This window comes from Luteibacter yeojuensis (assembly GCF_011742875.1).
GTDB classification, from domain to species: domain Bacteria; phylum Pseudomonadota; class Gammaproteobacteria; order Xanthomonadales; family Rhodanobacteraceae; genus Luteibacter; species Luteibacter yeojuensis.
On sequence record NZ_JAAQTL010000001.1, the window covers coordinates 1,103,394 to 1,116,735 of the forward strand.

Annotated in this window: 13 protein-coding genes; 5 read left to right on the top strand and 8 right to left on the bottom strand. The window is 67.0% G+C overall.

The genetic code is table 11. The features are described from left to right. Positions 1-17: 17 nt before the first annotated feature. The 6 genes from bamB to ndk form a co-directional block, all read right to left on the bottom strand. Positions 18-1,217, bottom strand: a complete 1,200-nt coding sequence (gene bamB, locus HBF32_RS04810) for an outer membrane protein assembly factor BamB (RefSeq protein ID WP_166698519.1) — start codon at positions 1,215-1,217, stop codon at positions 18-20. Then, positions 1,214-1,864: a YfgM family protein gene (locus HBF32_RS04815; RefSeq protein WP_166698521.1), complete on the bottom strand. Its 651-nt coding sequence runs from the start codon at positions 1,862-1,864 to the stop codon at positions 1,214-1,216. Before HBF32_RS04815 ends, bamB begins: the two co-directional genes overlap by 4 nt. Positions 1,865-2,015: 151 nt before the next feature. Beyond that, positions 2,016-2,987 carry a helix-turn-helix domain-containing protein gene (locus HBF32_RS04820; RefSeq protein ID WP_166698523.1) on the bottom strand — a complete coding sequence of 324 codons (972 nt, stop codon included), beginning with the start codon at positions 2,985-2,987 and terminating at the stop codon, positions 2,016-2,018. A gap of 89 nt (positions 2,988-3,076) precedes the next feature. Continuing rightward, positions 3,077-3,847 carry a type IV pilus biogenesis/stability protein PilW gene (gene pilW, locus HBF32_RS04825; protein WP_166698525.1) on the bottom strand — a complete coding sequence of 257 codons (771 nt, stop codon included), beginning with the start codon at positions 3,845-3,847 and terminating at the stop codon, positions 3,077-3,079. After that, positions 3,837-4,973, bottom strand: coding sequence for a dual-specificity RNA methyltransferase RlmN (gene rlmN, locus HBF32_RS04830; RefSeq protein WP_166700431.1), 1,137 nt, complete (start codon positions 4,971-4,973; stop codon positions 3,837-3,839). The genes pilW and rlmN overlap by 11 nt, the downstream gene beginning before the upstream one ends. Further along, positions 4,970-5,395 carry a nucleoside-diphosphate kinase gene (gene ndk, locus HBF32_RS04835; RefSeq protein WP_166698526.1) on the bottom strand — a complete coding sequence of 142 codons (426 nt, stop codon included), beginning with the start codon at positions 5,393-5,395 and terminating at the stop codon, positions 4,970-4,972. Before ndk ends, rlmN begins: the two co-directional genes overlap by 4 nt. A gap of 247 nt (positions 5,396-5,642) precedes the next feature. Between ndk and HBF32_RS04840 the strand changes: the two genes are divergently transcribed. From HBF32_RS04840 to HBF32_RS04855, 4 genes are all read left to right on the top strand, one after another. After that, positions 5,643-6,311, top strand: coding sequence for a TetR/AcrR family transcriptional regulator (locus HBF32_RS04840; RefSeq protein ID WP_166698528.1), 669 nt, complete (start codon positions 5,643-5,645; stop codon positions 6,309-6,311). 2 nt (positions 6,312-6,313) lie between these two features. Next, positions 6,314-8,683: a 3-hydroxyacyl-CoA dehydrogenase/enoyl-CoA hydratase family protein gene (locus tag HBF32_RS04845; protein WP_166698530.1), complete on the top strand. Its 2,370-nt coding sequence runs from the start codon at positions 6,314-6,316 to the stop codon at positions 8,681-8,683. Positions 8,684-8,735: 52 nt separating this feature from the next. Next, positions 8,736-9,944 carry an acetyl-CoA C-acyltransferase gene (locus HBF32_RS04850; protein ID WP_166698532.1) on the top strand — a complete coding sequence of 403 codons (1,209 nt, stop codon included), beginning with the start codon at positions 8,736-8,738 and terminating at the stop codon, positions 9,942-9,944. A gap of 115 nt (positions 9,945-10,059) precedes the next feature. Next, positions 10,060-10,989, top strand: coding sequence for an MBL fold metallo-hydrolase (locus HBF32_RS04855; RefSeq protein ID WP_166698534.1), 930 nt, complete (start codon positions 10,060-10,062; stop codon positions 10,987-10,989). 81 nt (positions 10,990-11,070) lie between these two features. Here HBF32_RS04855 and HBF32_RS04860 read toward each other — a convergent pair whose 3' ends face one another. Next, positions 11,071-11,406, bottom strand: coding sequence for a tRNA-binding protein (locus HBF32_RS04860; protein ID WP_166698536.1), 336 nt, complete (start codon positions 11,404-11,406; stop codon positions 11,071-11,073). A gap of 1 nt (position 11,407) precedes the next feature. Then, positions 11,408-12,682 (bottom strand): NAD(P)/FAD-dependent oxidoreductase, encoded by a 1,275-nt coding sequence (locus HBF32_RS04865; RefSeq protein ID WP_166698538.1) that lies wholly within the window; start codon positions 12,680-12,682, stop codon positions 11,408-11,410. A 115-nt stretch (positions 12,683-12,797) separates the two neighbouring features. Here HBF32_RS04865 and HBF32_RS04870 point away from each other — a divergent pair, with 115 nt between their 5' ends. Beyond that, positions 12,798-13,322 (top strand): 3-hydroxyanthranilate 3,4-dioxygenase, encoded by a 525-nt coding sequence (locus HBF32_RS04870; RefSeq protein ID WP_166698540.1) that lies wholly within the window; start codon positions 12,798-12,800, stop codon positions 13,320-13,322. Positions 13,323-13,342: the final 20 nt, after the last annotated feature.

Below are 13,342 nucleotides of genomic sequence, written 5' to 3' on the forward strand. Positions count from 1 at the left end.
GTACATCATTCCTTGGATCAGTTCGCCGGGATGCGGTAGGCGCCGATATGGCCCTCGACATCCTCGACGTAAACGGTGTCGCCCACCACGAGGGGTTGGGCACGAATGGCTTTCTTGGACAGGCGCTCGCGAGCCACGATCTTGCCGTTGCTGCCGTCGAGCCAATGGATATGGCCGTCGAGGTCGCCGACCACGACGTAGTTGCCCTGCGCCGCCGGGCCGGTCGGCCAACGGTACTTCAGGGCGTCCTGCTTCCAGATGTTGGCGCCGCCCGACTTGTCGTAGGCGACCACCTGGCCCACGTCGTCCACGCCGAACACGGCATTGCCGCGCACGTCGAGCGAGGTGAACGTGGACAGGGCATGGTTCCACAGCGGGCGGCCGCTGGGGCCGTCGATCGCGGTGAGCTGGCCGTGATAGGCCGAGCCGTAGAGCGTGCTGCCGTCGAGCACGAGGGCGCCGTCGGCATCGGACAGGCGGTCGATCTCGGTGCGGCCTTCGCCGGTGGCGAGGGTCTGCTCCCAGAGCTTCTCGCCGTTGTCCAGGCGGAGGGCGACGAGCTTGCCGGCGTCGCTGCCAAAGAAGACCACGCCATTGGCGACGAGCAGGCGGCCGTTGCCGCGAAGGCTGAGCAGCGGCACCTGCGACTGGTCGTACACCCAGCGGCGCTCGCCGGTCTTGCCATCGATACCGTAGACGCGGCCGTCGTTGCAGCGGATGACCACGAGGTCGCCCACGATCACCGGGGCGGTGATGACTTCGGAGGACACCTCGGCCGCCCAGCGGCGCTCGCCATCCTTCGCGTTGATGCCGTACAGGTGGCCGTCGAGCGTGCCGATGGCCACGAGGTCGCCGGAGGCGCCAGGGCCACCGGAGAAGCGCGCATCCTCGCGCTTGGAATCGCCCCAGCCGAACCAGCCATGCTGGCGCGTGCTCTTCGACCAGAGCTTCTTGCCCGTGGACGCGTCGAACGCGGCGATCTTGCCGTCGGTGCTGGCGGCGTAGAGCACGCCGTCGGACACCACCGGGCGCATGCGCACGCCCGACTCGGCGGCGCCGTCACCGATGCTGGACTTCCACACGCGATCGACCTTCAGCGTGGGCTCGAACTTCTTGTCGAGCGGGGTCGGCGGTTCGACGTTTTCCTTCTTGAACGAGTGGCAGCCGGCCAGAACGACCAGCGACGAAGTCAACGCGATTGCCCAGAAACGTTTCATGCACCCTGCTTCCCGGCCACGGCCAGATCATCGAGTTTGGTTTGGACCACACCGCGTTGCGGTGCGCTGTCGCCCATGGCGGCGATGGCGGCCTGGTAGGCCTTGCGCGCATCGTCGGGACGACCCAGCTTGACCAGCGCGTCGCCGCGGAGTTCCTGCGAGAGCGCCACGAACGACTTGCCCTGCATGGCATCGAGGGCGGCGATCGCCTCCTGCGGCTTGCCTTGCGCGTACTTCAACTGGGCGTCGCGGAGTTCGACCAGCGCCTTCAACGAGGGGTCCTTGACGTGGGCCTTGGCCCAGTCGAGATCGCCCTGCGCCTTGTCGAACTGCCCGGCCATGACGTTGCGCTGCGCCCGTTCGCCAGCCGCGAACACGGACCAGGCGGTGTCCGAGTAGTCCTTCAGGAGGGTTTCGGTACGCATGTCGATCTCGTTGCCGCGGCTCTGCGCGACGGCGAGCTGCAACGCCGAGTACTCCGAGGCGGCGGCCTGCTCGTGGTTCGCGCGGTGCGACTTCCACTGCTGCCAGCCGAAGATCATCGCCAGGCCCAGGCCGATGCCCACGGCGATGGACACGCCATTCTTGCGCAGCCACTGCTGGACGCGTTCGCCCTGTTCGTAATCGTCGTATACGTCGAATGCCATGCAATCACCCACTGCGCTCCGCGCAGCAAACCGAGGGAGGGAACGAGCCCGCGCCGGCCATCGGTGACGGCGGCACGGATCAATAGGCAAGGATACCCGAAAAGCACGGGCGGGCGGCGCCGCGCGCCATGCGCGCGGCGTGCCGAAGGGATCAGAAAGCGACCGGAGAGGCCTTGCCGTCGCGAACGTCGACGCGGAAACGGGCCACGTTGGCGCGGCGGAAGGTGTCGAGCTGCACCGGCTGGCCGTCGATGGACACCTGGGCGCCATTGGCGTTACCGATGCGCACGTCGAGCGGGGAATCGCTGCGGTACGACTTCTGCGTGCCGGCCGGCAGGATGCCGTACTCCAGGCGCGAACCGTCGGCGGCCGTGACCTCGACCCAGCTGGCGGACGGCAGGTTCAGCGTGAGGCTGTGGCCTCCCTGCTGTGCCGAGACGGCCTCGGGCGCCGGCGCGGCGGACGCCAGCGGGGCCTTGTTCGCCGTCGCGTGGTCCAGCGGGGGGAACATGGCCATCGAGGCGAGGAGCGGCTGCTGGTCCTCGGCACGTGGTTCGGCGGGCGCCGAGGCCGGCTTCCGCTCGGTGGCGGCGGCCACGCTGGCGGCGCTCGACGAGGACGCCGCGGGGGCGTCCTGCTGTGCCACCGGGGTGGCGTCGAGCGGCGACAGGCGCGCCATGTCGCGGTCGAGCGTGCCGCGCACGCCCAGCCACACCATCGGCACCACGATCACCGCCGTCAGCACCACGTAGGTGGCTGCGGTGAGGTAGCGCTCGAACAGATAACGCGAATGGGACACCCCGCCGGTGACGACGAGTTCCGGCTGTCGTGGCGTGTGACGGGCGAGCTCGGCCTGGATGGCCTCCTCGTCCACGCCCACGTGGCGCCCGTACTTGGTGAGGTAACCGGCCAGATAGACCTGGTAATCGATGCCGCCATACTCCCCGGCCTCGAGCTGGCGCAGGAGGCGGGTGGGCAGACGCAGTGTCTGGCCGCAGGCCTCGATGCTGTAGCCGCGGGCCTCGCGGGCGGCGCGCAGACGGGCACCGAAACCGGCGGTGGCCGCGGCGTGGTCGATCAGCACCCGGCCCTCGTCGGCAGGGACGTCGAGTTGGGGATCCATGGCGTGTTCCCTGTCAGCGTTCGGCTCGAGCCCGGCGAACACGTCCTGTTCGCGTCCGTCCCGACCGGAAGAATTCGAAGATACTGTGGTCATTGACGTGCGGTGGCATCGAGAGCATGCGCGGGATCCGAATCCGGGAACCTTTCGCGCAGGCGTTTGGCGTAGTCCTGGGCACCCTCCCCGTTGCCCAGACGGAGCTCGATATCGTGACCGAGCTTCAACGATTCCGGGCTCGGCGCCCCCAGCGCCTCGTAGCGTTGCAGGAAGGCACGCGCCCGGAATGCATCGTTCTTAAGGTACAACACGTGCGCCATCTGATACAGGGCGTCCGCGTTATTGGGATTACGGTCGATCGCCTTCCGGAAATAGGCCTCCGCGGCGTCGTAATCCTGCGACTGCAGCTGGCAGGTACCGGCATTGGTCATGGCCAGGCTGGGCGTTTCGTAGAAAGGGTCGGCGAGCGCACGGTCGAAATAGGGCTTCGCCTCGGCCGCACGATGTTCCTTGCACAGGAATACGGCGAGGTTGTTGTTGACCGAGCCCTTCTTGGGGTCGAGCTCCACGGCCTTCCGGTAGTGCAGCTCGGCGTTGGCCGGGTCGTTGATCTGCTCGTAGAGCACCGCGATCACGGTGTGCGCGGGCACGTATTTCGGGTCGAACTGCAGGGCTTTCTGGAGCTTTTCCATGGCGCCCTTGAGGTCGCCGTTCTGCATGTAGCGCTGGCCCAGTTCGGTATGGACCTCGGCCCCCTTGGCACGATCGTCGGCGGCCGACGTGGGCCGAAGCCCCGAGCCGTCCCCCACGCAGCCGGCACACGCCAAGGCGAGCACCGCCACCAACCCCCACCGCTCAAGCCGCATTCACCACTCCCTCTCCGAGTTTCTTGCGGAATTCCGCCTGACGGCGGGTGCGATCCACGACCTGCCCCTTCAACTGCCCGCACGCGGCGTCGATGTCGTCGCCACGGGTACGGCGCAGCATCGTGAGCACGCCGGCATTGAGCAGCTGGGTCTGGAACGCACGGATCTCGTCCTGCCCCGAGCGCTCGAAACGCGTACCGGGGAACGGATTGAACGGGATCAGGTTGACCTTGTTCGCCCCGGGCAGGCGGCGCATGAACTTGATGAGCTGGCGCGCGTGCTCGGGCTGGTCGTTCACGCCCTTCATGAGCGTGTATTCGAAGGTGATCGACGTGCGCGGCGCGCGCTGGATGTAGCGCTCGCAGGCAGCCATCAGCTCGGCCAGCGGGTAGCGCTTGTTCAGCGGCACCAGCTCGGTACGCAACTCGTCGTTGGCCGCATGCAGCGACACCGCGAGCGACACGTCGCTCTCGGCCGACAGGCGGTCGATCATCGGCACCAGGCCGGCCGTGGACAGGGTGACGCGCTTGCTGGCCAGGCCGAAGCCCAGGTCGTCGCGCATCAGGCTCATGGCCTTGACCACGTTGTCGAAGTTCAGCAGCGGCTCGCCCATGCCCATCATCACCACGTTGGTGATGCGGCGCTGCTGGTGAGGCACGTTGCCGAGGTGTTTGGCCGCGACCCAGACCTGGCCGATGATCTCGGCTGTCGAAAGGTTGCGGGAGAAGCCCTGCGTGGCCGTGGAGCAGAACTGGCAGTTCAGGGCGCAGCCGACCTGTGAGGACACGCAGAGCGTGCCGCGGGTCGGCTCCGGGATGTACACCGTCTCGATGGCGTTGCCGCCATCCATGCCCAGCAGCCACTTGTGGGTACCGTCGACCGCGCCCTTCTCGAAAACGGTTTTCGGCGGCCCCACGTAGCAGCTGGCACTGAGTTTCTCGCGCAACGCCTTGCCGACATCGGTCATCTTCTCGAAATCGCTTTCGAGACGGTGGTAGATCCACTTCATGACCTGCTCGGCACGATACGGCTTCTCGCCGAGCTGGGCGAAGAAATCGCGCAGCCCCTGGCGATCGAAGTCGAGCAGGTTGACCTTTTCGGCAGGCGTGTTCACGGCATGACTCAGTGCGAGACGACTTCCGTCGTGCGGAAGAAATAGGCGATCTCGACGGCGGCGGTCTCGGCGGCATCGGAGCCGTGGACGGCATTGGCGTCGATCGATTCGGCGAAGTCGGCGCGGATCGTGCCCGCAGCGGCTTCCTTCGGGTTGGTGGCACCCATGAGGTCGCGGTTCTTGAGGATGGCGCCCTCGCCTTCCAGCACCTGGATCATGACCGGGCCGGAGACCATGAAGTCGACCAGCGCCTTGAAGAACGGACGCTCCTTGTGCACGGCATAGAAGCCTTCGGCTTCGGCGCGGCTCAGCTGCGCCATGCGCGCGGCCACGACCTTGAGGCCGGCCTTCTCGAAGCGGGCAAGGATTTCACCGACGACGTTCTTCTTCACGGCGTCCGGCTTGATGATCGAAAGGGTGCGCTCCAGCGCCATACGGTTGCTCCGGGAAAGTGTGAGACGGGAAAGGTGTGCCAGGACCCCCTACGGGCCCCCTGGATGGGAGTTTACGGCTAAAGCCGTCCGGAATGACTGACTTAGCACACGAAATCTTGACAGATTCTAGCTCAAGCGCAAGCCGGCTGCAGGCGGGGGCGGTTCGCGGATTGACCCGCACGGCCCGGCAGGCGTACTCTCAAACGTACGTTTGATTCAAACCCTTCCGACTGCCGAGTCCGCCGATATGACGAGCGCACCCTACGCCTCCCGCGAACGCAGTACGAAAGAACGGATCCTCGGCGCCGCCGAGGCTCTTTTCGCCACGCACGGTTTCGCCGGCGCCTCGCTCCGCCAGGTCACGGCGGCCGCCAAGGTCAACCTCGCCGCGGTGAACTACCACTTCGGCTCGAAGGACAAGCTCATCGAGGAGGTGTTCCGCCGCCGCCTCGACGAACTCAACAGCCGCCGCCTCGCCGCCTTGGGAAAAATCGCAGGCCAGGACGAAACCCGGCTCGAGGACGTCCTCGACGCCTATATCCGCCCTGCCCTGGACCTGTCGCGCACCGATGGCGGAGGCGCCGCCTTCGTCCGCGTCCTGGCCCGGGCCTATGCCGAGCACAACGAAACCCTGCGCCGCTTCCTGTCCGACAATTACGGCCATGTGCTGCGCCAGTTCGCCGCCGAATTCGGCCGGCTGCTGCCGGGCCTGGCGAAGGAAGAGATCTACTGGCGCCTGGACATCGTCACCGGCGCCCTGACTTATGCCATGGCCGACTTCGGCATCATCCAGCGCAAGAGCGACGTCGCCGAGCGCGACCACCGCGAAGCCGCCGCCGATCACCTCATCAGCTTCGCGGCCGCCGGCCTGCGCAACCCTTCCGTTTCCAACTCCACCTTGAGCCATCGGAGATAACCATGACCGCAACACCGTTACGCATTCGCAAGGCCGCGGTACTCGGCGCCGGCGTCATGGGCGCGCAGATTGCCGCGCACCTGACGAACGCCAACGTGGAAACCGTGCTGTTCGACCTTCCCGCGAAGGAAGGCCCGAAGAGCGGTATCGCCCTCAAGGCGATCGCCAACCTGGCCAAGCTGTCCCCCGCGCCCCTGGCCGAGAAGGGCCTGGCCGGCGCGATCGTCCCGGCGAACTACGAGGAAGACCTCGCCCTTCTGGCCGACGTCGACCTGGTGATCGAGGCCATCGCCGAGCGCATGGACTGGAAGCTGGATCTCTACGCGAAGATCGCCCCGCACGTCTCGAAGACGGCCGTGCTCGCCAGCAACACCTCGGGCCTGTCGATCAACGGCCTGGCCGAGGCGCTGCCGGAAGACATGCGCCACCGCTTCACCGGCGTGCATTTCTTCAACCCGCCGCGCTACATGCACCTCGTCGAGCTGATCCCCACCAAGCTCACCGACAAGACCGTGCTCGAAGGCCTCGAGGCTTTCCTCACCACCACCCTGGGCAAGGGCGTGGTGTACGCGAAGGACACTCCTAACTTCATCGGCAATCGCATCGGCGTGTTCTCGATGCTGTCCACGATGCACCACACCGAGAAGTTCGGCCTGGGCTTCGACACCGTCGACGCCCTCACCGGTCCTGCCATCGGCCGGCCGAAGAGCGCGACCTTCCGCACGGCGGATGTCGTGGGCCTGGACACCCTCGCCCACGTCGTGAAGACGATGAGCGACACCCTGCCCGACGATCCGTGGCATTCCTACTTCCAGGCGCCGGCCTGGCTCAAGACGCTGATCGACAAGGGCGCGCTCGGCCAGAAGACCGGCGCGGGCGTCTATCGCAAGGCGGGCAAGGACATCGTGGTGCTCGACCTGCAGAAGCAGGATTATCGCGTTTCGGAGCAGAAGGCCTCCGACGAGGTCTCGGCCATCCTCGCCATCAAGGACCCCGCCGAGAAGTTCGCCAAGCTGCGCGCCTCGGCCGATCCTCAGGCGCAGTTCCTGTGGGCAGTGTTCCGCGACCTTTTCCATTACGCCGCCTACCACCTCGCCGACATCGCCGATACGGCGCGCGATGTCGACTTCGCCATTCGCTGGGGTTACGGCTGGAAGCTCGGCCCCTTCGAGATCTGGCAGTCGGCCGGCTGGCAGCAGATCGCCGGCTGGATCGCCGAGGACATCGCCGCCGGAAAGACCATGAGCAGCGCACCGCTGCCGGCGTGGGTCACCGACGGTCGCAGCGGCGTGCACGGCAAGGCGGGTTCGTACTCGGCCTCCGCCGGTGCCGAGAAGCCGCGTTCCAGCCACCCGGTCTACCAGCGCCAGGCCTTCCCTGATCCGATCCTGGGCGAAAAATTCGACCAGGGCACGACGGTCTGGGAAAACGACGGCGTGCGCCTGTGGCATGCCGGCGACGACATCGGCGTGATCTCGTTCAAGACCAAGATGCACACGGTCAACGACCAGGTGCTGGACGGCATCCAGCACGCCATAGGACTTGCCGAGCAGCAGTTCCGCGGCGTGGTGTTGTGGCAGCCGTCCGAGCCGTTCTCGGCGGGTGCGGACCTCAAGGGCGCGCTGGGCCTGTTGCAGGCCGGCAAGCTCGCCCAGTTCGAGGCGATGGTGGCTAACTTCCAGGCCACCAGCATGCGCATCAAGTACTCGCTGGTCCCGGTCGTCGCCGCCGTGCGCGGCCTGGCCCTCGGCGGCGGTTGCGAGTTCCAGATGCACTCGGCGCGCACCGTCGCGGCGCTGGAAAGCTACATCGGCCTCGTGGAAGCCGGCGTCGGCCTGCTGCCCGCCGGTGGCGGCCTGAAGGAACTGGCCGTGCGTGCCGCCCAGGCGAATCCCGAGGATCCGTTCGAATCCCTGAAGAAGGTGTTCGAAACGGTGGCGATGGCGAAAGTCTCCGCGAGCGCCCTGGAGGCGAAGTCGCTGGGCCTGCTGCGCAAGGACGACATCGTCGTCTTCAACAGCTACGAACTGCTCCACGTGGCGAAGGCCCAGGCGCGTGCGATGGCCGAATCCGGCTACCGTCCGCCGCTGCCCGCGCGCGCCATCCCGGTCGCCGGCGATACGTCCACCGCCACCTTCAGGGCTTCGCTCGCGAACATGGCCGAGGGGTATTTCGCTTCCGCGCACGACGTCGAGATCGCCAGCCGCATCGCCGACACACTCTCGGGCGGGAAGATCGAACGCGGCTCGCTGGTCGACGAGGCCTGGCTGCTCGCGCTGGAACGCCGCCACTTCGTGGAGCTGGCGCAGACCGAAAAGACCCAGGCCCGTATCGCGCACACGATGACGACGGGGAAGCCGCTGCGTAACTGACGCGCCCGGCGCGCATACGCAGACGACCTCCCCACTTAAAGGAAACACTTCCATGAGCAAGCAAGTGCAAGACGCCTACATCGTCGCCGCCACCCGCACGCCGGTCGGCAAGGCGCCGCGCGGCGTGTTCCGCAACACCCGTCCCGACGACATGCTCGCCCACGTCATCCGTGCCGTGATCGAACAGGCGCCGGGCATCGACCCGGGCATGATCGCCGACGCCATCATCGGCTGCGCCATGCCTGAGGCCGAGCAAGGCATGAACGTGGCGCGCATCGGCGTGCTGCTCGCCGGCCTGCCCGAGCAGGTGCCGGGCGTCACCATCAACCGCTTCTGCTCCTCCGGCGTGCAGGCCATCGCCATGGCCGCCGACCGCATCCGCCTCGGCGAAGCCGACCTCATGCTGGCCGGCGGCACCGAATCGATGAGCATGGTGCCGATGATGGGCCACAAGGTGGCCATGAACCCGGCGATCTTCGAGAACGACGAGAATCGCGCCATTGCCTTCGGCATGGGCATCACCGCCGAGAAGGTGGCCGAGCGCTGGAAGGTCAGCCGCGAAGACCAGGACGCCTTCGCCCTGCAGTCGCACCAGCGAGCCGTCGCCGCCATCGCGGCCGGCGAGTTCAAGGACGAGATCACCCCGTTCCAGCTCGACGACCGTTACCCGGACCTGAAGAACCACAGCGTTCGCGAGGATCGCCGGATCATCGAGATCGACGAAGGCCCGCGCCAGGACACCTCGCTGGAAGCGCTGGGTAAGCTGCGCCCCGTGTTCCGCAACGGCCAGTTCGGCGGTTCGGTCACCGCGGGCAATTCCTCGCAGATGTCCGACGGTGCCGGCGCCCTCCTGATCGCCAGCGAGAAGGCCGTCAAGGATTACGGCCTCACGCCGCTCGCCCGCTTCGTCGGCTTCTCCGTCGCCGGCGTGGCTCCGGATATCATGGGCATCGGTCCGAAGGAAGCGATTCCGAAGGCACTGAAGCAGACCGGCATTTCCCAGGACCAGCTGGACTGGATCGAGCTCAACGAAGCCTTCGCGGCGCAGGCCCTGGCGGTCATCCGCGACCTCGGCCTCGACCCGGCCAAGGTGAACCCGCTGGGCGGTGCCATCGCCCTCGGCCACCCGCTGGGCGCCACCGGCGCCATCCGTGCCGCCACGCTGATCCACGGCCTCCGCCGCCGGAAGCAGAAGTACGGCATGGTCACCATGTGCATCGGCACCGGCATGGGCGCCGCCGGCGTCTTCGAGGCCCTGTAAAAAAGCCCTTGTAGGAGCCGCTATAGCGGCGAGAAGCCAACGGGGCCATGAAGCGGCGAGGCAGGTTTGCCTCGCCGCTATAGCGGCTCCTACCATTTCGGCCTAACCTCGGCCCATGCGGCACGGCATCCACACCATCGACACCGGCTTCGGCCGGCCCTCCTTCGATGCGGCCTACCTCGTGGTCGAGCGTGGCCGTGGCGCCTTCATCGACAGCGGCACGGCGCATTCGCTGCCGCGCTTCCTCGAGGCGATGGAAAAAGCCGACCTGGAACCGAAGGACATCGACTGGGTGATCCTCACCCATGTCCACCTCGACCATGCCGGCGGTGCCGGTGCCCTGATGAGAGAGTTGCCGAATGCCATGCTCGCGGTGCATCCGCGAGGTGCGCGGCACATGATCGATCCGTCCGTGCTCATCGCAGGAGCCGCCGCGGTCTATGGTGGCGAAGACATCGTCCGCCGCGACTACGGCGACATCTTCCCGGTGCCCGAGGACCGCGTCATCGAGGCCGACGATGGTTTCGTGGTCGACCTGGCCGGACGCGCGCTGCTCTGCCTCGATACGCCGGGACATGCCCGCCACCACATCGCGGTGCATGACGAGCGCGCGAGCGCCTTCTTCACCGGCGACATCTTCGGACTTTCCTACCGCGAGCTGGATTCGCCCGGCGGCCCCTTCATCATCCCCACCACGTCGCCCGTGCAGTTCGAACCCGATGCGGCGCACGCGTCGATCGACCGCCTCCTCCGCTACGAACCGGAGGCGATGTACCTCACCCACTTCGGCCGGGTGACCGAGGTGAAGCGGCTGGCCAGCGACCTGCACCAGACGATCGACGCCATGGTCGCCATCGGTCGCCGGCACGCGTCCGCGCCGGATCGCGAGCAGCGCATTGCCTTTGATTTCATCGATCTTTACGTGGACAGAGCGCACCGCCAGTGCGTGACGCTGACCACCGCGGAGATCGTGAAGATCCTGGAGGTGGATATCCGGTTGAACGCACAGGGCGTGGTCGTGTGGCTCGACCGCGGGGCAAGGTAACCTGCCCTCGCCGCTATAGCGGCTCCTACAGGCCAATCCGCTGTAGGAGCCGCTATAGCGGCGAGACAATCTGCCTCGATGTCAGGCCAGCCGCGCACCGTTCGGCACCGGCCGCTCGGTGGTCGTGATGACCACGCCCTCGTCGGTATGGAACCCGGTCAGCAGGAACTGCGACCGGAACGGCCCGATCTGCTTCTCCGGAAAATTGATCACTCCGATGATCTGCTTCCCTACCAGTTCCTCCGCCGCGTAAATCGCCGCCACCTGCGCGCTGGTTTTTTTCTCGCCGTGAGGGCCGAAGTCCACCCAGATCTTGTATGCCGGCCGGCGTGCCTCCGGAAACGCCTCGGCGCGGACCACGGTCCCCGCCACCAGCATCACCTTCTCGAAATCGGCCCAGCTGATTTCCTCGCTCATCTCATCCTTCCAGTCGCGACTTGAACCAGTCGCGCAGTTCGTATTTCCAGTAAGTGCCTTGTGCCGCCAGGTAACCAAACGGGCGATGCACCGGGTCCAGGCCGAAGCCGGCATAGGCATCCAGCGTCGCATCGCCCGCGGCGATCGCCTCGGCCAGCGCCTCGCCGGCGGCGCATGTCGGTGCCAGGCCGTGGCCGCCGAAAGCCTGTGCATACCAAAGCCCGTTGCCATGCGTGCCCACCTGCGGCATCTCGTGACGCGCGTAACTCATCAGTCCCGACCACGCCTGCTCGACACGCACGTCCCCGAGGGAAGGAAACACGCGGGCGAGATCGCGCTTCAGCAGACGCTGCACGGCGCGGGGCGAGCGGTCGCGAATCGAGATGCGGCCGCCCCAGAGCAGGCGCGTATCCGCAAGCGGCCGGTAATAGTCGAACGCGAAGCGCGTATCGTAGACCGCCGCCCGCGTCCGCAGGCACTCGCCCAGCCGCTCGCCCAGCGGCTCGGTCACCATCACGTAGGTGGCGATGGGCAGGACGGCGCGGTCGATGCGCCGGTCCAGGCCGGCAAGGTAGCCGCCGCAGGCGAGGACCACGTTCGCCGTTTCCACCTCGGCGTCGCCGACGCGCAGCACCCAGCGCGGCCCGCGCCGCTCGAGCATGCGCACGCGCGACGATTCATGGATGCTAACGCCCGCCCGCTCCGCCGCACCGGCGAGGCCGCGCGCGTAGGAAAGCGGGTCGATATGCAGGGCGTTCCGTTCGTAGAGACCGTCGTGGTAGCGCGGGCTGCGCACGAATTCGTGCATGGCGTCTTCGGGAATCCACTGCCAGTCCGCGCCGTAATGCTCGGCGAGCAGGCGCTGCCGCGAGCGCAGTACCTCGGTGTCGCGGAACCAGTTGGCCCAGACCACGCCGGCGTCCACCGCATCGCAGTCGATAGAGAGGGCGGATATCCGCTCGCGGATCAGGTTCACCGCGTCGACCGTGCGTGCGTAAAGCGCGCGTGCCCGCTCGGCGCCCGCCTGTTCGAGCAGGGCTTTCTCGCCCAGCGAATAGCCGGCGAAGACGAAGCCGCCGTTGCGCCCGGACGCGCCGAAGCCGATCCATTTCGACTCCAGCAGGACGATGTCGCGCACGCCGCGCGCTGCGAGGCCCAGCGCCGTGTTCAGCCCGGCGAAACCGCCGCCTACGATGACGACCGCGGCTTCGCGGCGGCCTTGCGGCGGCGGGCGAAGCACGGGGGCCGGCGTTCGGTCGTGGTACCACGACGGCATGGATCATTCCTCAGGGCCAAGGGCGCCGTTGTACAAGACCGCGCGGCGCGGCGAAAGGTCCGTTCGTCACCGGATTCGGGGGTATGATCGGCCAACGCCCCGGACACGTCACGCCATGAGCCTGCTGCCACCCATCGACCTCGAGCGCTGGATCGACGAGAACCGCGCCCTGCTGAAGCCTCCCGTCGGCAACAAGTGCATCGTCGACGGCGACTTCATCGTGATGATCGTCGGGGGGCCGAACTCGCGTACGGATTACCACTACGACGAAGGCCCGGAGTTCTTCTACCAGATCGAAGGCGAGATGGTGCTGAAAGTGCAGGACGGCGGACAGGCCCGGGATATCCCGATCCGGGCCGGGCAGATGTTCTACCTGCCACCTCGCGTACCGCACTCGCCGCAGCGGATGCCGGAGTCGATCGGCCTGGTGATCGAGCGGCGTCGCGTCGCGGGCGAGAAGGACGGGCTGATGTGGTTCTGCCCGCAGTGCAACCACAAGCTCTACGAGGAATATTTCCCGCTGGGAAGCATCGAGGCCGATTTCCCGCCGGTGTTCGAGAAGTTCTACCGGTCGGTCGACGCGCGCACCTGTGCGAAGTGCGGAGCGCTGCATCCCGTGCCGGCCAAGTACGCAGACTGACCCGCCCCCCCGTGTAGGAG

What these genes read in the sequence shown, in the direction of transcription:
- bamB (WP_166698519.1), bottom strand. Translation starts at nt 1,217, where the DNA reads ATGAAACGTTTCTGGGCAATCGCGTTGACTTCGTCGCTGGTCGTTCTG.
- HBF32_RS04815 (WP_166698521.1), bottom strand. Translation starts at nt 1,864, where the DNA reads ATGGCATTCGACGTATACGACGATTACGAACAGGGCGAACGCGTCCAG.
- HBF32_RS04820 (WP_166698523.1), bottom strand. Translation starts at nt 2,987, where the DNA reads ATGGATCCCCAACTCGACGTCCCTGCCGACGAGGGCCGGGTGCTGATC.
- pilW (WP_166698525.1), bottom strand. Translation starts at nt 3,847, where the DNA reads ATGCGGCTTGAGCGGTGGGGGTTGGTGGCGGTGCTCGCCTTGGCGTGT.
- ndk (WP_166698526.1), bottom strand. Translation starts at nt 5,395, where the DNA reads ATGGCGCTGGAGCGCACCCTTTCGATCATCAAGCCGGACGCCGTGAAG.
- HBF32_RS04840 (WP_166698528.1), top strand. Translation starts at nt 5,643, where the DNA reads ATGACGAGCGCACCCTACGCCTCCCGCGAACGCAGTACGAAAGAACGG.
- HBF32_RS04845 (WP_166698530.1), top strand. Translation starts at nt 6,314, where the DNA reads ATGACCGCAACACCGTTACGCATTCGCAAGGCCGCGGTACTCGGCGCC.
- HBF32_RS04850 (WP_166698532.1), top strand. Translation starts at nt 8,736, where the DNA reads ATGAGCAAGCAAGTGCAAGACGCCTACATCGTCGCCGCCACCCGCACG.
- HBF32_RS04855 (WP_166698534.1), top strand. Translation starts at nt 10,060, where the DNA reads ATGCGGCACGGCATCCACACCATCGACACCGGCTTCGGCCGGCCCTCC.
- HBF32_RS04860 (WP_166698536.1), bottom strand. Translation starts at nt 11,406, where the DNA reads ATGAGCGAGGAAATCAGCTGGGCCGATTTCGAGAAGGTGATGCTGGTG.
- HBF32_RS04865 (WP_166698538.1), bottom strand. Translation starts at nt 12,682, where the DNA reads ATGCCGTCGTGGTACCACGACCGAACGCCGGCCCCCGTGCTTCGCCCG.
- HBF32_RS04870 (WP_166698540.1), top strand. Translation starts at nt 12,798, where the DNA reads ATGAGCCTGCTGCCACCCATCGACCTCGAGCGCTGGATCGACGAGAAC.